We start from the raw sequence: 17,917 nt of genomic DNA, 5'->3' as shown, positions 1-17,917 counted from the left end.
AGCAAGCTCCTCCTTCAGCGTTCTACTTGCATGTATTAGGCACGCCGCCAGCGTTCGTCCTGAGCCAGGATCAAACTCTCATTAAAAGTTTGAGTTCTCACTCATTTCTGTCACTGACAGATTTATTGTTTTTTCATTGTTCAGTACTATAACCTCAGTTATAGTGCCCTGCACATTGGTTCGTCTTGTTCAGTTTTCAAAGGTCTTTGTCACTCAATCTCTCTCAAGCGACAACTATATTAGTATATCACAGCCATCTGCCTCTGTCAACAGATTTTTTAAACTTTTTTCAAGTTTTTTTAACCGCAATACACCATAGTCCGTACGGGATTCGAACCCGTGTTACCGCCGTGAAAAGGCGGTGTCTTAACCCCTTGACCAACGGACCTTGAGCTTTTCAACTCTTTCTATTATACCTACTTTTTTACCTTTGTCAAGGACTTTTTTTAGTGAATTTAATTTTTTCTTTTCTTCACTAACTTGACTACTGCTTCTGTTCGTGCAGTGTGGGGAAACATATCGACTGACTGGATATACTGGAGATCATAAACTTTTACCAGTTTAACCAAATCTCGAGCCAAGGTCGAAACATTGCAGGATACATAGACCATTTTTCTGGAACATAGGTTAGAATGGTATCCAACAGCTTATCATCTAAACCTGTACGAGGAGGATCGACTATCAAGGCATCTGCTCGGTAGCCATCACATTAGAACATAAAAGAGAGGTTGAACCTCTCTAAATTTATTTTTCTTCACTCATTTTTGATTTTACTTCATCATAAGATAGTGCATGGGATTCCTCTTCTACTGTCTCAGGCATTTTCCCTGTTTCGTAAAGAGATTTAATCTGTGTACTATCTAATGTTTCGTATTTCAACAATGCTTCTGCAATCAACTTATGAGTTTCACGATTTGATTGGATGATTTCAGCTGCTTTGTTTCGTGCCTCATTTAATAATGAACGAACTTCCTCGTCAATCTCATAGGCTGTTTGTTCTGAAATTGATTTTTGAGGACTTTGTGCACCAAACATAGCATGATTACCTTCGTATTGAACTGGGCCAAGTTTTTCACTCATACCGTATTCAGTGACCATTGCACGCGCCATCTGTGTAGCTTGTTCAAAGTCATTTGAAGCTCCTGTCGTTTGGACATTAAAGATAATCTCTTCAGCTACACGACCACCCATCAAACCTGCTAATTGTTCTTTCATGTCTTCCTTAGATAGAAGCATTTGATCCTCTTTCGGAAGCGCAATCATGTAACCACCTGCACGTCCACGTGGTACAATGGTAACTTTATGAACAACACGGGCATTTGACAAGACTAAACCAACAATAGTATGTCCAGCCTCATGATAAGCAACCAATTCCCGTTCTCTTTGTGATACTGTTTTATCCTTCTTAGATGGTCCAGCAATCACTCTGTCTTCTGCCTCATCAATATCTGAAGCATCAATGACTGACTTGTTGCGACGGGCTGCAACCAAGGCTGCCTCATTTAGAACATTTTCCAAGTCAGCTCCCACAAAACCTGGAGTTTGTTGGGCAACTAGTTTCAAATCCACATCGTCTGCCAGAGGTTTATTTTTAGCGTGAACTTTCAAGATTGCTTCACGACCTTTAACATCAGGGCGACCAACTAAGACTTTTCTATCAAAACGTCCTGGACGGAGAAGAGCTGGATCTAGAACATCTGAACGGTTCGTCGCAGCGATAACAATAATTCCTTCATTTCCCTCAAAACCATCCATCTCAATCAAGAGTTGGTTCAAGGTTTGTTCACGTTCATCATTACCTCCACCAAGACCGACACCACGTTGGCGACCAACGGCATCAATTTCATCGATAAAGATGATGGCTGGCGCTGCTTTTTTTGCATCCTCAAAAAGTGAACGAACTCGGCTAGCCCCAACTCCGACAAACATTTCTACAAAGTCCGATCCTGAGATGCTAAAGAATGGAACTCCTGCTTCTCCAGCAACCGCCTTAGCAAGTAAGGTCTTACCTGTTCCCGGAGGTCCCTCTAAAAGAACACCTGCAGGAATACGCGCACCAAGTTTGGTAAATCGTTTTGGATCTTTTAGGAATTCAACAACTTCTACTAATTCTTGTTTTTCTTCCTCGGCACCAGCAACATCTGAGAATCGTACCTTGATATCTTCTTTGTTTGCAGCTTTGGCCTTGCTACGTCCAAAACTCATTGGATTTCGGCCACTATTCCCTCCCATATTTCCCATCATAGAGAATAGGAAGAAGAAAAGAATAGCAAATGGCACAACAGAGACAAGGATATTGATCCACATACCGCTTGAACTCTCATGTTTGACTGTTACTTCTGCCTGATGTTCAGAAGCAAGTTTTTGCAATTCTGAAACTGTTGAATCAGACGGAAGAATAGTACTTGAGAATCTTTCTACTGTTGTAGCTGTAGGAGTGAAAAATTGAATTCCTGTTTCTTCTTTACTAGTCTTAGGATTTTTATAAACACCAGACACTTCAATGATGCTGCCATTTGGCTGATAGGTTAATTCTTTTACATTGTCTGCTGTAATTTCTTTTACCAATTCTGTATAGTTAATTTTTTCGCTTCGCCCAGCAGTATTTCCAGAGTAAAAATACTGGAATCCTGTCACTAGGAAGAAGATAATTAACAAGTATAGAAATGGATTTCTAACTAAACCATTATTTTGTTTTTTCATTAAAGATAGATCTTTCTAATTTGAATAAACTTCTTCTTTCAAAACTCCGACATAAGGAAGGTTACGATAATTTTCTTTATAGTCCAAACCATAACCTACTACAAACTCATTTGGAATAGTAAAGCAAGTGTAATCCGCTTCAATTTCAACAACGCGTCCCTCTGGTTTGTCCAACAAAGTCGCGATTTTAACAGAAGCTGCTTCTCTTGCAATAAACATATCTCGCAAATTCTTCAAGGTTTGACCTGTATCGATGATATCCTCTACAAATAAAACATGTCTTCCTTTGATATCTTGCGTCACGTCTTGCTTGATATTGATGACACCACTACTTGCTGTTCCACCATGGTAACTAGATACCATCATGAAATCCATCTCAATATGCGTATCAATATGTTTAACCAATTCAGCCATAAAAGGAATCGATCCTTTCAAAATTCCAATAAGAATTGGATTTTTCCCCTCATAGTCTTTGGTTAATTGTTCACCTAGCTTTTTAGCCGCTTCTGTAATTTCATCATGTGAAACGAGGATTTTTTTAATATCGTGTTCTAACATCTTTTTACCTATCTATTTTTTCTATATAAATTACAGTGTTCATTATATCATTTTTCGTGTTTTTACTCAAATCACTGGTCGCAATTCCTGAAATTGAGACAATTTCTCCAAATTGCTCAATAATAGGGGTTGTTTTTCGTTTTTCAATAGGGATTTTTAAATCTATAAATAAGCGTCTCAGTTTCTTTCGATAACCATTCAGCCTAATAATATCGCCAGGTTTTCGACATCTAATATATACAGATGTTTCCCGTGAAACCGTTACTTTTTGAACAAAATCCCCTTCAATAGGAATGCCAAAGGAAAATAAATAGCCCTTATATCGAACTTGATTTTGATAGTGTAACACAAGTTCATCTTCCTTTTCATCGGCCTGAGGACTGATTTTACAAATTTGAAACCGTTGATACTCTTTTATCAATTCGTAGCCATTTTTAAGAGAATGACGATACTGACTTTTCGTTGCTAAAATCTGTCGAACTTCAGCAAACTGAGCCTTTGTCAGATTTAAGTCTGGAAATTGATTAAGATAGTTTTGGAGCAAGATTCCTTGAGTTTGTTGAGAGTATGAAAATAGCTCATTCAAATCTTCCACATCAATTTGTTTCGAAAGTTCCGTTATTGTTGCTTGGTAATCTGAAATTTCCCTTCCTAAATCTAAAAGGGCGGATTTAAGACGAGGATTTTCTTTTTCAAGCTCTGGTAAATACCTATTCCGAATGCGATTGCGAAAATAGGTATTTTCCTGATTTGTTTGATCTTCAAAATGAACAATTGGTGGAAAATCCTTTTTATGAAAATGCAACAAGGGACGAATGATTTCAATTCCATCAACTACTTGGCTTTCTTTTATTCCTGTTAAATAACGGAGCCGACTTCCTCGAATCAAGCGCATCAAAATCGTTTCAACTTGATCATCTGCATGGTGGGCAGTAACCAAGGCAGTCGCTCCAATCTCTTTCATGATTTTCCTAAAAAAATCATAACGAAACTCTCGAGCACGCGCTTCTGAAAAGTCTCCTAAGAAGCTTGTGATATAAATAGGAAGTTCAGCTGCATCAGCTAACTTCCTTAGTTCATTTTCCTCCCAGTCAGATTCCCTTCTCTGCTTGTGATTGACATGTGCTAAAATCAACTCAATTTCTAACTCATTTTGATAAGTAGACAATAGCTGGAATAAAAACATTGAGTCCAGTCCGCCAGACAAAGCTAATACGACTTTAGAATGTTTTTTGAAATACTCTTTTCGGAGAAAATGATTTAAAAAATCCTGGTCCCTCATTTTAGAACCTCATAGACATCCTTGGCTATCTTAGCAATAGTATCATAATCAGAATTTTTGGTGAAAATGGAAAGAACGAAAGGAGAATCCGTATAAACAATGGCAGTGTCATGTTTAAACTCATCGGCATCTCCAATTTTATGAGCTACCTTAACCGAAACACCTTTTGCGATTCTTTGGTTGTCAAAATCAGTCTTACCTAGAGACTCTAGGACAAAACCATTCTGATTATAAATAGCTTCCATGACTTTTCCAGCCATTTTTGAAGAAGTCAGTTTATCATTCACATCCCAATCTTCGCCCATAATGGTGGACATTTTTTCTTTAAAAGCCCCGTCAGATTGATTGGTCACGTAATAACCTAAAATATTATGAGCAACATTATCAGACTCTTTTGTTACCTTGGTAATTAACTGTTGAAGACTGTATTCTTTGTTATCTTCTTTTTTAGGTAAGCTACCACTACCTTCTGGTTTATAGGACCCAGGGAAACTATTTACTTCTGGGATATACTTGAAGCTACTGTCTAGCGTATATTCCCCTTGATTTATCTTATCTTGAGCGTAATAAAGGTAGGCTAGTTTCAAGATGCTAGCTGCATAAAGTTTGCTGTCTTCATTCACCCCAGCCTCTTTACCTGTACTCAGTTGTTTAACATAAATAGAATAATTTTCATTCTGATAGTTGTTTGATAAAATTTCTTGAACCTTCTGGATGCGATTGTCTTCTTCTGAGACGAACTCTTTTGATACCCACCCAACTTGATCAATATGAAGAAATTCTTGTCCCTCAGCAAAGAGAGTTCTATCCACCGTTACAAGTTGATAGGGAGAGAGAGATGAAGAAATTTCTTTCGCATCATAGGGGCTGTTATAGATAACAAACCCCGGCTCCAACCATACTTGTCTATTTTGAGTTTGAACTTGACTTTGATCATAGACCAAACGCTTATCTGCAAGGATAAACTGGTGATTATCTAATTTAAAAACAGGAACACCTTGTCTATTTAAACGCCATTCTACGATTTTAAAGGCATTTCCAAGAGTTAATTTACCAGACTCCTTGACAAGATCCTCATTAGCATAGACTGCTGTTTCTCCATATACCATTGGGGATTCCAGAGTTTCCTTATAGTAGAATCCATAATCAGACTCAGTTAGATAATAAATTTCTTGTGAAGAGTAAGGAAGCTGTTTTTCTGTGCTAACTACTCTTGAGGTTATGATAAAAGCAGGTAGCAGTAAAACTACTAAGAACTTACGCATTCTTCTCTTCCCTTTCTTCTTGTAATCGTAATAAATGGTTTTTAGCTGCCAATTCCTCTAATTTTTCATCTGACAAACTTAAAAATTGCTCAACAACTTCCAATAAATTTTCCATGACATTACCTCGGAAGCAAATCAGGAATTGTATAAATTGCTTCTCGTTTCTTTGAGTAATAGTACTTGGCGCGTGCGTATTTTGCTACATAGTCTTCATCTTTTAACTTTGCAGCAAAAGCAGATTCCTTATCCTTTTCGTCACTAAGAGTTTGGTACTGCTCTTTCAACTCTGTTAATTGCTGACGGCGTTGCAGTAACTGATCATAGCTTTGGGCCAAGTTATAAGTTGGTAAAATAAACAACAAAATCATCAAAATAAGGACCCAACCCATGAAACGATTTCGTTTTTGTCTCTCCTTCATCAGGTAACGACGACGTTGATGTTCATTTTGAATAAAAGAATTATTCATCTGTACAATATTTCTAGACATTTTCTTCTACCCGTGTTTCACTGAGAATTTCATACATGCCTGCTGCATCTTCTTTTTTCGTACTATCTTTCATCTCTAGTACTTTAACAAGCAACAACTTATTTCCAAAGCGAATTTCAATTTGGTCATCAACTTTTAAATCCGTTGAACTTTTGGCCAAAATTCCATTCACTTTAATTCTACCTTTATCTGCTACTTCTTTTGCGACTGTGCGACGCTTAATAATTCGTGATACTTTTAAATACTTGTCTAATCTCATTTTTATTACCTCAAATTATTATTGTACCATTTTTATCCTTTTTATAGAAGAAAAATGTTAAATGGGATTTGCTTCCTTTGATTCTTTTATCTCTAATAAACTTTCTCCAAAAATCAGCAAACCTTCTAAAATTTCATAATCCTTCTTGTTTCGGACATCAAATACAACTTCCATTAATCCTCTATTCTCAGCTATGGCTGCTTTTAAGTTCGTTGCGGATAAGGCTTTAAAATAATCTTGAGCCAAGAACAGTCGTTGAGTGACTTTTTCAAATTGAACTGTAATCTTATTTTCTTTTCTTTCCACACGTTCTACAAAGACCTTGTCAAAATATGATTTAACCAAGCCAATCTCTAAAAGGTATGCTACTACATCTGGGTATTCTCCAAATCGATCCATCAATTCTTCTTGTAGTTCTTCATAGTTGACACGATTGTCAATTTGACGAATTTTCTTGTAAATTTCAATCTTATGTCGTTGGTCAGAAATATAAGTATCAGGAAGATAAGCATCAATTTGTAAAATCAACTCAGCATTTCCTTTGGTTCTTTTATTCCCATTACCGTTCCGTTTAGCAATAGCTTCCTCTAATAACTGTGAATACAATTCAAAACCAACAGAATCAATGAAACCAGACTGCGATTTTCCTAGGAGATTTCCTGCTCCACGAATCGAAAGATCTCGCATAGCAATCTTAAATCCTGAGCCTAATTCTGTAAATCCCTTAATCGCTTCTAATCTCTTCTCAGAAACTTCACTAATTGATTTTTCTGGACGATACATGAGATAAGCATAAGCAATACGATTACTACGACCGACTCTTCCTCTTAATTGATACAAGGTTGACAAGCCCATATGGTCTGCATTTTCAATAAATAAGGTATTGGCATTTGGAATGTCTACCCCTGTCTCAATAATAGTAGTCGTCACCAAAATATCATACTGACCTTCAATGAAATCAAGTAGAGTATTTTCCAACTGAATTTCACTCATTTGTCCATGAACATATCCAATCGAAGCCTCTGGAATCAACTCCTGTAATTCTGAAACCTTCTTATCAATAGTGTCAACTTTGTTGTAAAGATAGTAAACTTGACCTCCACGCTCCATTTCACGCAAGACAGCATCACGAATGACACTATCATTCTTCTCTAATACATAGGTTTGAACAGGATAGCGATTGGTTGGAGGAGTTTCAATAACAGACAAATCTCGGATTCCCAGCATAGACATGTGGAGAGTACGAGGGATTGGCGTTGCTGTCAAGGTTAGAACATCTACTTGTTTTTTTAGCTCTTTCAAAGTTTCCTTATGCTTAACACCGAATCGTTGTTCTTCATCAATAATCATCAATCCCAAATCTGAAAACACAACATCTTTTGACAAAACACGATGCGTTCCAATCAAAATATCGACTTGACCATTCTTTAGTTTTTCAAGTGTTTCTGCCTGCTCTTTTTTACTTCTAAAGCGACTCAACACATCAATATTAACAGCAAAATTTTGGAATCGTTCCTTAAAATTCGTATAGTGCTGTTGCGCTAAAACCGTCGTTGGAACTAGAACGACCACCTGTTTGTGATCATTGACTGCCTTAAAAGCAGCACGCATTGCTACTTCAGTCTTCCCAAAACCAACATCTCCAACCAAAAGTCGATCCATGGGGTGAGAATCCTGCATATCTCTCTTGATTTCCTCAATACTACGAAGTTGATCATCTGTTTCGACATAAGGGAAGGCATCATCAAAAGCATGTTGATCTTCATCATCAGCCGAGAAAGCAAACCCCTTCAACTGACTACGCTCAGAATAAAGCTTGATTAAATCGTCAGCTATATCCTCTACTTGGTTCTTAACTTTTTGCTTGGCCTTTTTGAAATGACCATCATTTAATTTATTGAGTTTTGGAGGTTTCCCATCACTTGAAACATATTTGGACAGTAACTGAATCTGCTCTACTGGGATGGAGATTTGGTCACCATTTTGATACTGTACACTGACATAATCACGGTGAATACCTTGGATTTCAATTGTTTCGATTCCTAAATATTGACCAATTCCATGGATATGGTGAACAACGTAGTCCCCTTTTTCAAGTTCATTATAATCTTTTAATCGCTCTGCATTTGAAGCATGTTGTCTTCTAAACCGACGTTTTAATTTCTTTTGAAAAATCTCATGTTCAGTAATCAAGAGAATTTTTTCATCTACAAAATGAAAACCATGTCTTAGATTACCCTCAATCAAGTTTACAGATTCTTTACAGATACTTGACTTATCTTTGGAATCCAATTTGATCTGGTATTCCTCTAAAACATCTTCCAATGTTTTACTGCCCATTGAATTGCTAGACTGCAAAACAATGGTGTAGTCCATTTTTTTGTATCGCTCAATTTCTTCTTTAAGAAAAGAAAACTGATTGAAAAACTCTTGCATGGGGTATTGATTAAATTGATAAATGTGATCAAATTTGAGGTTTCCTAAGCCCTTTTGCAGATTAGAGAAAAAGGTAACTGGACTTTGTTTTTTATAGGTTTGCTCTGTATCTGCAAAATACTGCATCCCAGAAAATGATTTACCATTCTGTAAATCTTCTGTAAAGTATTGTGCTAATTCTCTTTCAAAGGATTCATACTGATTCATCAATTTTTGATAGTCATCAAAGAATACTGGTGTATCTTTTTCAATATAATCAAATACAGTCCATGTTTTATCGTAACATAAGGACAAAAACTTTCGACTATCTGAATGTACTTGTTTTTGATGAAAACTTGACAAAATCTCTTCCAAATATGATTTTAAAATTGGTGATAGAGTCTTTGAAATTTGCTTTTCTAAAGCTGACTGTCCTCGTTGATAATCTTTTTCTCTCAAAAGTATGTCGCTAGCTGGAAAGATAGTGAGGTTTGTCTGATTTTCTTTCGATAATTGTGTTTCGACTTCAAAAGTACGAATACCATCTACTTCATCGCCAAAAAACTCGATTCGGAAAGGTTCTAACTGAGACATCTCAAAAATATCTAAAATGTCTCCTCGAATACTAAACTCACCTTGTGTCTGTACTTGAGTAACTTTTCGATATCCAATTTCCTTTAACTGGTGAAGTAGCTCGTGTTGGTCATATTCTTCGCCAACTGCAATTTTTATAGTACTTTCTTTAAATCTAGTCGGAGAGGGTAAAATCAATCGACTCGCTGCGATATTACAAACTAAAATCCCTTTCTTAGACGGATCACTCAAAAAACGCAAGGCCTCAACCCGCGAAATGATTTTTTCTTGCGAAGACATCAAAAACTCTACCATAGGAGAGTCATCAACCAAAAATGGATAGACAAGTTCCTCTCCTAAGAGAGAAAGAAGATCACTGATAATTCGTTCTGCTTCTCCATAAGTTGAAGTCAGTAACACAATCTTATTTTCTTTTTCTAGACTGCTTGCAATTGCAAGAGCCTTGGTAGAAGTTGATAAACCAAGTATTAGTTGTCTTTTCTTATCTATCAGATTTTGATGCCATTTTTTTATCTGGTCATTTTCTGAGAATAAATCTAATAAAGTCACCATTTAGCCGTTATACCTCTGCATTGTTTTCTCAAAGTTTTTCTCTTGTAAATAGTAGTTTACAGCATCGTCAATCTTGTCAATAGACTGTAAAATACCCACATAGTCATCCTGATCAAACTTACTTAAAACATGGTGAACCACTGACATGCCTTTTTTAGGTCTTCCAATACCTATTTTAACACGGTTAAATACCTGAGTCCCTATATGTTGAATAATAGACTTGATACCATTATGCCCACCTGCTGATCCCTTTGCTCTTAAACGAATTTTCCCGACTTCCATGTCAAGGTCGTCGTAAATAACGAGTAAATCTTCAATATCCAAACCATAGTAAGTCAATAAAGCATGAACCGCTTTTCCACTTTCATTCATAAATGTTGTTGGTTTGACGAGATAAATTTTTTCTCCATTGAAGGAAAAAGATGCTAGATCAGCTTGAAATATCTTGTCATGTGTAAAGGTGACATTTTGTTTTTTAGCTAGTTGGTCAATCAACATAAATCCAACGTTGTGCTTGGTTTCAAAATATTTATCCCCTGGATTTCCTAATCCAACAAGTAATTTAGTCATTTATTTTCCTTTCAAAAGCCAAAAGGGTTGGAATTTTTTTCCAACCTAATTAACACTATTTATTAAATGTTATTAAACGTTAAAGCGGAATTCCATGATATCGCCATCTTGAACGATATATTCTTTTCCTTCTTCACGCAAGCGCCCAGCTTCTTTTACAGCCTTTTCAGATCCATATTTCACTAGATCCTCATATGACATGGTGACTGCACGAATAAAACCTTTTTCAAAGTCTGAGTGGATAATACCAGCTGCTTGAGGAGCTTTCATCCCTCGCTTAAAGGTCCAAGCACGGACTTCTTTTTCACCAGCTGTGAAGTAAGTTCCAAGCCCAAGCAAGTGATATGCTGCACGAGTCAACTTGTCAACGCCTGATTCTGTCAACCCAAGTGCTTCAAGAAACTCTTGCTTATCCTCATCGTCTAACTCAGAAATTTCTTCCTCAGCACGCGCGGAAATAACTACTACCTCAGCATTTTCTGTCGCTGCGAATTCACGAATTTGCTTCACATATTCGATAGAATCTGGATCTGAAACTACATCCTCATCCACATTAGCAACATAAAGAACTGGTTTAGTGGTTAAAAGGAAGAGACCTTTGACTACTTTTTGCTCTTCATCTGTAAATTCAATAGTACGTGCTGATTTTCCATCTTCAAGAACTGGTTTGATTTTTTGAAGAACGTTAAACTCTGCTACTGATTCTTTATCTTTTTGCGTACGTGCCATCTTTTCTACACGCGCATAGCGTTTATTAACTGATTCTAAGTCAGCAAGAATCAACTCTAGGTTAATGGTATCAATATCTGCAAGTGGATCCACAAAGGCGTCTTCACGTCCTTGCTCGCGCATCACATTTTCATCATCAAAAGCACGAACTACGTGAACAATCGCGTCTACTTCACGGATATTGGCCAAGAATTTATTACCTAGACCTTCTCCTTTTGATGCTCCTTTTACAATCCCTGCAATATCTGTAAATTCAAAGGTTGTTGGGACTGTCTTTTTAGGTGTAATCATTTCTGTTAGTTTTTGTAGGCGTTCATCTGGAACTTCCACCATCCCAACGTTTGGATCAATAGTCGCAAATGGGTAGTTTGCCGCCTCTGCTCCTGCTTTTGTAATTGCATTAAAAAGGGTTGATTTACCAACGTTTGGCAAACCAACGATACCTGCTGTTAAAGCCATAGTTTCTCATTCTCCGTTCTCATTTCAATCCCTAACATTATAACACAAAAAGGGAAAACTTGCTAACCCTCTAACTAAGGGTTCTTAGTCAATAATCTTATTCATTTTTCGTTCAAAATCATAGCGACTCATCATGACAAGGTGGTCACAATTGCTACACTTTATTTTGATATCTGCCCCTACACGTGTAATTTCCCAACGATTGGCCTTTTTACCTGTTGATTTAATTGTACAAGCATGTGGTTTTTTCATCTCAACAAAATTTCCAACTTGATACATACTACTCTCCTTTTCTTTTTTGATTATATCATAAAAGAGGCGAGCCAGGCTCAACCTCTTTCACTTAATTTGTTCGAACTGGTGTGATAAGCTGCATGAAATCTTCGTCAGTATCTGCTGGCACAAGAGTAAATGGACGAACTGATGAGATAAAGCTAATAGTCACCTTTTCGCTATTTAAAGCCTTGAGGGAATCAATCAAGTAAGTTGGGTTAAAACTAATAGTTAAATCATCCCCGGTCACCTGCTCTGTATCGATTTCTTCGTTTACTTTACCAACTTCTGGAGAGTGAACATGGGCGCTAACAACCCCACCTTTAATTTCAAGCTTCACAGTACCGTTTTGAGTCGCACTTGATAAGAGACGTGCACGCTCCATAGATTGACGCAAATTAACCACATCAAAAGTAATTGTAGTGTTAAAGTCTGTTGGAATCAAGCGATCTGTATCAGGATAATTACCTTCTAGGAGACGAGTATAGAAACTAATATTTTCGCTTCTAAAGAGGATTTGATTATTGGCAAAGAAAATCTCCACTGTTTCAATATCATCCGTAAATACAGCTGAAAATTCACGTAGAGAGCGACTAGGAATTACTACATCGAAATCATCACCATTTTTTTCAAGAGTCAATTTCTTCTGGCTAAGGCGGTGTGAGTCTGTCGCAACTGTTTTTAGTTCCTTGTGTTGGCTCAAAACAAAATGGACACCAGTCAAAATTGGACGACTTTCTTGCGTACTTGCAGCAAATGCTGTTTCATTGATAATTTTCTTGAGTAGTTTGGTTTCAAGAACCAAAGGTGTGCTAGCTGAAATTTCTTGGATTCGTGGGTATTGTTCGCTATCTTTTCCTTTTAGAGTAATTTCTGATTTGCCACTGGTTAAGACAATTTGTTTTTGTTCAATCTCTTTGAAATCTAGCGTTACATCTGGAAGACTGGATACAACATTGATAAAGAAAGAAGCTTCAAGAAGAATCGAACCCAAAGAAGTGATCAAGAGACCAGCATCTTCATTCTTTTGAGAAATGAAATTTTCAATAGAAATTTGACCGTTTGATCCAATTAAAGTAATTCCTTCATTTGTAACGTCAATTTTGATTGTTGATAAAATTGGAATAGCGTTTTTAGAGCTTATTGCTCGTTTTGTAGTATTTAAGGCTTGTAGAAATAAATTTTTATTGATTGAAAAATGAATCATGGATTCTCCTTTATTTATTTTTAGTATTAGAAAGTTAATAGTAATAATAGAGTTTGTGAATTCTGTGGAAAACTAAGTGCTATTTAGTAAACTTAAGCTTCTAAGCTTGTTTAAAAAATGTGGATAAAAAAGATAAGAAAGGAAAACTTATCCACAAGCTACTTAATTTTCTTTTTGATTGCTTCTATTTCTAAACGTAAATTATCGTCTTCGTCAATCAATGATTTGATTTTAGCATGGGCATGAATCACGGTGGTGTGATCCTTTCCACCAAATTCTTTTCCGATTTTCGGAAGACTGTTATCTGTCAGTTCTCTAGCTAGATACATAGCAACTTGACGCGCTAAAACGATGTTTTGAACTCGTCTCGTCCCCTTCATTTCTTTGACACTCACTCCATAAAAATTACCAACTTCAGTTTGGATTTTCTCAATTGGAATAACAAGTATCTGGCGGGCGTCTTGCTTACGTGCTCTAATAGCTTCCGCAGCAATATCAATAGTAATATCCTTAATCTTCTTCACTCTGGCAATTAAGGTGATATCGTTGATTGCTCCTTCCAATTCTCGAACATTTGAATCAAATTGGCCAGCCAAGTATTCCAGAGTATCACTTTGGAAATGGTAATCCAAGTGCTCTGTTTTACTTTGAAGAATGGCGATACGTGTCTCAAAGTCAGGAGGAGTGATATTTTGCGTCAATCCCCAGCTAAAGCGTGTGACAAGTCTCTCTTCAAGTCCTTCTAGGTGTTTAGGACTTCGATCACTGGTTAGGACAATCTGTTTCTGCTTATCATGAAGAGCATTGAAGGTATTGAAAAATTCTTCCTGGGTCGCGACTTTTTTGCCACTGAGAGATTGGATATCATCGATCAATAAGAGATCAAGGCTACGGTAAGTTTTTTTGAACTTTTCCATTTCCCCAAGTCGCAAGTGTTCAAGAAAGTCATTGATAAAGCTTTCGGCAGGAATGTACTTGACACGCGCATCAGGAATATTTTTCAAAATCTCATTTCCAATCGCATTGAGCAAGTGAGTCTTTCCAAGACCAGGTCCTCCATAGATGAAAAGAGGATTATAGGTCAGAGCTAAATCTTCAGATACAGCTAGTGCAGCAGATACCGCCCAAACATTCCCATCACCTTGAATAAAGTTATCAAAGGTATATTTTTCTTTTAATCCTGTTTCAGAATAGGGAATCGTTGGTAGTACAGATGTGTAATCGTAAGTAGAGACACTATTCGTATCATTTACTTGAGGAGATTCTGTACTCTGAGGTTTAGTGAAAATATAGTGAGGTTTGATTTCAGAATCATAAATTTCAAAACCAGCAGCAATGATAATATCTTTTAATTGCTTTTCCCACACCATTTCCATCTCTGATCTCGGTAGAAATATAGTAGCTGTGTTTTCTTCTACTTTGATGAGTTCAGCAGGTGTAGCATAGAAATCATACATAGATCGAGTCAATCTTTCTTGAGCAAATTCTAAAATACGATTCCAAAATTGCTTTTCTTTCAACTATTTTTTCCTCCTTTACTATGATTTTAGTAGTTTAGTGCTAGACTTATTTTACCATAGATAGTAGGATTTTTCCACAGATTGGGGAAAAGAATCCACAATGTTAGCAGTATTTATCCACAGGTTGGGGATAAATAGAAGAATCCTTGATTTAGTAGGCTTTTTGATAAAAAAAATTAGTGGATAAATTTGTGGGTTGAGAAAATAAAAGAACAGCCTTATTTCAGGCTGTTAATAATTCTATCGTATTCTTCTTGACTTGAAAAGGAGATAATAATCTTTCCAGTATCTTTTTTTGAAAGTTTAATTTCTACACTTAAACCGAGTATTTTTTTTAATTTATCTTCTTCATCTTTGATGAAAGAATCACTTTTTTTCTGCTTCTTGTGTTTTTTCTCTGTAAGAAGTGCTTCTAACTTTCTCACAGAAATATCTTCATTTTTGATTAGTTGGAAGAAATAGTCTTGCTGCTCTTTGTCTAAACCAACTAGTGAACGTGCATGCGCTTGAGAAATTTTTCCATTTTCTACTTCAGTTAAGATATATTCTGGTAGGGAAAGTAAACGAATAAAATTAGTGATATAAGGACGAGATTTCCCCATTTTATCTGCTATTTCAGTGTGAGTAAATCCTTTTTCTACTAAAGATTCATAGGCGCGTGCTTCTTCAACAGGATTTAAATTTTCTCTCTGCAAATTCTCAATGATTGACTGGATCATCATTTCCTGATCTGAGAGGTGCTTTACAACGGCTGGAATAGAGGTCAGACCAGCCAAGAGAGAAGCCCGATATCGTCTCTCTCCTGCAAGGATTTCATAACCAATTACAGGAGATTGACGAACAATGATTGGCTGGATGAGCCCATTTTCTTTGATTGACTGAGCTAATTCCTTTAGTTTTTCTGTATCAAATTCTTTTCGAGGTTGGTAAGGATTCTTTTGTATTTCAGAGATAGAAATCATTTCAAATTTTTCCATGATTCTACACTAACATATCTTTTACTTTCTGTAAAGTTTTCTTTACACTGATGTCAATTAAGACTCTAAATCACTAGAATTCTTATCTAGTTTAATTGAGGTTGTTTCCTCCTTACCGTTACGGTAGTAGGTTACTTTGATAGTATCTCCAATAGCATGATTGTAAAGAGCATGTTGTAGGTCTGTTGATGAGGCAATCTCTTTGTCGTCAACTTTGGTAATGACATCGTATTTTTGAAGGTGTCCATTTGCTGGCATATTGTTTTGAACAGATCGAACAATTACACCTGAAGTGAGGCCACTTGGAATGTTAAGTTTTCTAAGATCACTAGCTCCAACATTTGACAGATTGACCATTTGAATTCCAAGAGCTGGACGAGTCACTTTACCATTACTTTCAAGCTGTTTAATGATATTTTGTGCATCGTTTGAAGGAATTGCAAAACCAAGACCTTCTACAGATGTTCCACCATTACTTGCAATTTTACTTGATGTAATACCAATTACTTGTCCTTGAATATTTACAAGTGGACCACCAGAGTTACCAGGGTTAATGGCTGTATCTGTTTGAATGGCTTTTGTTGAAATAGCTTGACCATCTTCAGATTTTAGAGAAACATTTCGATTAAGACTTGAAATAATCCCCTGTGTAACTGTATTAGCATATTCTGAACCTAAAGGACTACCGATAGCAATCGCTGTTTCTCCAACACTAAGTTGACTTGAATCTCCAAATTCTGCCACTGTTGTAACTTTTTCTGAAGAAATTTTAACGACAGCAATATCAGAGAAAGTATCAGATCCGACAATTTCACCAGGAACCTTGGTACCATCTGCCAAGCGAATATCAACTTTTGAAGCTCCATTGATAACGTGAGTATTAGTTACAAGATAGGCATCTTTATCATCTTTTTTATAGATAACACCTGATCCCTCACTCGCGATTTGTTGATTGTCTGAATCAGAATTAGTTTCATCACCATTAAATACACTGCTTTGTCTACTGCTAGAAGAATAAGTAATGATTGAGACAACAGCATCCTTAACTTTATTTACTGCTTGAGTGGTTGAATTTTCATTCTTATAGGATGTTTGAGTGACAGTGCCAGAATTATTATTTGTAGCTTGATTTCCTTGTTTTTGATAAAGTTGTAATGTTACGAAACTTCCTAAGGCACCACTTAAAAATCCGATTAGAATGATTACAAGAACTTTAACTACCTTTTTGTAAAATTTTTGTAAGTGTTTCATAAACGCCTCCGTTTGTTATTTATTTACTCAGATTATAAACCTATTAACTTAATCCAAACTTAAAAGCTTAAAGTTTTACACAAGTTGTGGATAACTCGCTTTATTCTGTGAATTCACTTGTAATTTTGAATGATTTTTTTGTGTATAAGATGTGAAATGAAGTGTGGATATGATAGAATAGAAGAATGAAAATAAAAATTGTAACAGTAGGAAAATTAAAAGAAAAATACCTTAAAGATGGAATTGCTGAATATACCAAACGAATTTCACGTTTCGCCAAATTAGAAATGATTGAGCTCACTGATGAGAAGACACCTGACAAAGCCAGTGAATTAGAAAATCAAAAAATCTTGGAAACAGAAGGTGAAAGAATTCTTTCTAAGGTTGGAGAAAGGGACTTTGTCGTTGTATTAGCCATTGAAGGAAAAACACTCTCCTCAGAGGAATTTAGTAAGCAACTAGAGCAAGCTTCTATCAAAGGATACTCAACGCTTACTTTTATCATTGGAGGAAGTTTGGGTCTAGCTCCTGTTGTAAAAAATAGGGCCAATCTTTCTGTCAGTTTTGGACGTCTGACATTACCACATCAATTAATGAGATTGGTTTTAGTTGAACAAATTTACCGTGCTTTTACAATTCAGCAAGGTTCTCCTTACCACAAATAGAAGATTGACTTAGCTCTTGTTTTTTGATAGAATGGTCATGTTAGGTCTCATAGCTCAGCTGGATAGAGCATTCGCCTTCTAAGCGAACGGTCGCAGGTTCGAATCCTGCTGGGATCAATTTTAGATGCAAAGCTGGGGTAAATCCCAGCT

The 17,917-nt window shown here is 36.4% G+C and carries 16 protein-coding genes, 2 tRNA genes, 1 rRNA gene and 1 pseudogene; 2 read left to right on the top strand and 18 right to left on the bottom strand.

Annotation, left to right across the window (positions count from 1 at the left end; genetic code table 11):
* The 18 genes and pseudogenes from O3652_RS05380 to O3652_RS05295 form a co-directional block, all read right to left on the bottom strand.
* A 16S ribosomal RNA gene (locus O3652_RS05380) occupies window positions 1-86 on the bottom strand; the annotation flags it as partial.
* Between the two features lie 230 nt (window positions 87-316).
* Window positions 317-388 (bottom strand) — tRNA-Glu (locus tag O3652_RS05375).
* 67 nt (window positions 389-455) lie between these two features.
* Window positions 456-706: pseudogene (locus O3652_RS05370) on the bottom strand (23S rRNA (uracil-5-)-methyltransferase RumA); the annotation flags it as partial.
* 38 nt (window positions 707-744) lie between these two features.
* Entirely contained in the window at window positions 745-2,703 is a 1,959-nt protein-coding gene (gene ftsH, locus O3652_RS05365; protein WP_042903093.1) for an ATP-dependent zinc metalloprotease FtsH, read from the bottom strand.
* 15 nt (window positions 2,704-2,718) lie between these two features.
* Complete coding sequence (gene hpt, locus O3652_RS05360; RefSeq protein ID WP_000889408.1) at window positions 2,719-3,261, bottom strand: hypoxanthine phosphoribosyltransferase; 543 nt, start codon at window positions 3,259-3,261, stop codon at window positions 2,719-2,721.
* A gap of 4 nt (window positions 3,262-3,265) precedes the next feature.
* Window positions 3,266-4,543, bottom strand: a complete 1,278-nt coding sequence (gene tilS, locus O3652_RS05355) for a tRNA lysidine(34) synthetase TilS (protein ID WP_042903092.1) — start codon at window positions 4,541-4,543, stop codon at window positions 3,266-3,268.
* A complete protein-coding gene (locus tag O3652_RS05350; RefSeq protein WP_125413751.1) occupies window positions 4,540-5,808 on the bottom strand; it encodes a serine hydrolase in 1,269 nt (422 codons plus the stop codon). The genes tilS and O3652_RS05350 overlap by 4 nt, the downstream gene beginning before the upstream one ends.
* Entirely contained in the window at window positions 5,801-5,923 is a 123-nt protein-coding gene (locus tag O3652_RS05345; protein WP_000429343.1) for an SP_0009 family protein, read from the bottom strand. The genes O3652_RS05350 and O3652_RS05345 overlap by 8 nt, the downstream gene beginning before the upstream one ends.
* A 4-nt stretch (window positions 5,924-5,927) precedes the next feature.
* A complete protein-coding gene (locus O3652_RS05340; RefSeq protein ID WP_000089268.1) occupies window positions 5,928-6,296 on the bottom strand; it encodes a septum formation initiator family protein in 369 nt (122 codons plus the stop codon).
* Entirely contained in the window at window positions 6,289-6,555 is a 267-nt protein-coding gene (locus O3652_RS05335) for an RNA-binding S4 domain-containing protein (protein ID WP_001234971.1), read from the bottom strand. The genes O3652_RS05340 and O3652_RS05335 overlap by 8 nt, the downstream gene beginning before the upstream one ends.
* Window positions 6,556-6,612: 57 nt before the next feature.
* The gene (mfd, locus tag O3652_RS05330) at window positions 6,613-10,116 is read right to left on the bottom strand and encodes a transcription-repair coupling factor (RefSeq protein ID WP_125413750.1); all 3,504 of its coding nucleotides are present in this window, start codon (window positions 10,114-10,116) and stop codon (window positions 6,613-6,615) included.
* Window positions 10,117-10,686 carry an aminoacyl-tRNA hydrolase gene (gene pth / locus O3652_RS05325; RefSeq protein WP_125413749.1) on the bottom strand — a complete coding sequence of 190 codons (570 nt, stop codon included), beginning with the start codon at window positions 10,684-10,686 and terminating at the stop codon, window positions 10,117-10,119.
* 72 nt (window positions 10,687-10,758) lie between these two features.
* On the bottom strand, window positions 10,759-11,874 hold the full coding sequence (gene ychF, locus O3652_RS05320; protein WP_001218702.1) for a redox-regulated ATPase YchF: 1,116 nt from the start codon (window positions 11,872-11,874) through the stop codon (window positions 10,759-10,761).
* Between the two features lie 84 nt (window positions 11,875-11,958).
* A complete protein-coding gene (locus O3652_RS05315) occupies window positions 11,959-12,153 on the bottom strand; it encodes a DUF951 domain-containing protein (RefSeq protein WP_000285184.1) in 195 nt (64 codons plus the stop codon).
* Between the two features lie 64 nt (window positions 12,154-12,217).
* On the bottom strand, window positions 12,218-13,354 hold the full coding sequence (dnaN, locus tag O3652_RS05310) for a DNA polymerase III subunit beta (protein ID WP_049478004.1): 1,137 nt from the start codon (window positions 13,352-13,354) through the stop codon (window positions 12,218-12,220).
* 158 nt (window positions 13,355-13,512) lie between these two features.
* Entirely contained in the window at window positions 13,513-14,874 is a 1,362-nt protein-coding gene (gene dnaA / locus O3652_RS05305; protein WP_125413782.1) for a chromosomal replication initiator protein DnaA, read from the bottom strand.
* Window positions 14,875-15,092: 218 nt separating this feature from the next.
* Complete coding sequence (locus tag O3652_RS05300) at window positions 15,093-15,851, bottom strand: ParB/RepB/Spo0J family partition protein (RefSeq protein WP_125413781.1); 759 nt, start codon at window positions 15,849-15,851, stop codon at window positions 15,093-15,095.
* A 57-nt stretch (window positions 15,852-15,908) separates the two neighbouring features.
* Complete coding sequence (locus O3652_RS05295) at window positions 15,909-17,102, bottom strand: S1C family serine protease (RefSeq protein WP_125413780.1); 1,194 nt, start codon at window positions 17,100-17,102, stop codon at window positions 15,909-15,911.
* Window positions 17,103-17,287: 185 nt separating this feature from the next.
* On the opposite strand from O3652_RS05295, the gene rlmH reads away from it, so the two are divergent.
* Window positions 17,288-17,767, top strand: coding sequence for a 23S rRNA (pseudouridine(1915)-N(3))-methyltransferase RlmH (rlmH, locus tag O3652_RS05290; RefSeq protein ID WP_000694219.1), 480 nt, complete (start codon window positions 17,288-17,290; stop codon window positions 17,765-17,767).
* A gap of 43 nt (window positions 17,768-17,810) precedes the next feature.
* Window positions 17,811-17,884: transfer RNA gene (locus O3652_RS05285), tRNA-Arg, on the top strand.
* The last annotated feature ends 33 nt before the right edge of the window (window positions 17,885-17,917 follow it).

The organism is Streptococcus sp. 27098_8_23, assembly GCF_041432195.1.
Lineage (GTDB): Bacteria > Bacillota > Bacilli > Lactobacillales > Streptococcaceae > Streptococcus.
This window is presented reverse-complemented; position numbering and strand designations above follow the sequence as displayed.

Bases quoted from the DNA above. Each gene is read 5' to 3' on its own strand.
- O3652_RS05340 (WP_000089268.1), bottom strand. From the start codon at position 6,296: ATGTCTAGAAATATTGTACAGATGAATAATTCTTTTATTCAAAATGAA.
- O3652_RS05295 (WP_125413780.1), bottom strand. From the start codon at position 17,102: ATGAAACACTTACAAAAATTTTACAAAAAGGTAGTTAAAGTTCTTGTA.
- hpt (WP_000889408.1), bottom strand. From the start codon at position 3,261: ATGTTAGAACACGATATTAAAAAAATCCTCGTTTCACATGATGAAATT.
- rlmH (WP_000694219.1), top strand. From the start codon at position 17,288: ATGAAAATAAAAATTGTAACAGTAGGAAAATTAAAAGAAAAATACCTT.
- pth (WP_125413749.1), bottom strand. From the start codon at position 10,686: ATGACTAAATTACTTGTTGGATTAGGAAATCCAGGGGATAAATATTTT.
- O3652_RS05345 (WP_000429343.1), bottom strand. From the start codon at position 5,923: ATGGAAAATTTATTGGAAGTTGTTGAGCAATTTTTAAGTTTGTCAGAT.
- O3652_RS05300 (WP_125413781.1), bottom strand. From the start codon at position 15,851: ATGGAAAAATTTGAAATGATTTCTATCTCTGAAATACAAAAGAATCCT.
- ftsH (WP_042903093.1), bottom strand. From the start codon at position 2,703: ATGAAAAAACAAAATAATGGTTTAGTTAGAAATCCATTTCTATACTTG.
- dnaN (WP_049478004.1), bottom strand. From the start codon at position 13,354: ATGATTCATTTTTCAATCAATAAAAATTTATTTCTACAAGCCTTAAAT.
- O3652_RS05315 (WP_000285184.1), bottom strand. From the start codon at position 12,153: ATGTATCAAGTTGGAAATTTTGTTGAGATGAAAAAACCACATGCTTGT.
- ychF (WP_001218702.1), bottom strand. From the start codon at position 11,874: ATGGCTTTAACAGCAGGTATCGTTGGTTTGCCAAACGTTGGTAAATCA.
- O3652_RS05335 (WP_001234971.1), bottom strand. From the start codon at position 6,555: ATGAGATTAGACAAGTATTTAAAAGTATCACGAATTATTAAGCGTCGC.
- tilS (WP_042903092.1), bottom strand. From the start codon at position 4,543: ATGAGGGACCAGGATTTTTTAAATCATTTTCTCCGAAAAGAGTATTTC.
- mfd (WP_125413750.1), bottom strand. From the start codon at position 10,116: ATGGTGACTTTATTAGATTTATTCTCAGAAAATGACCAGATAAAAAAA.
- O3652_RS05350 (WP_125413751.1), bottom strand. From the start codon at position 5,808: ATGCGTAAGTTCTTAGTAGTTTTACTGCTACCTGCTTTTATCATAACC.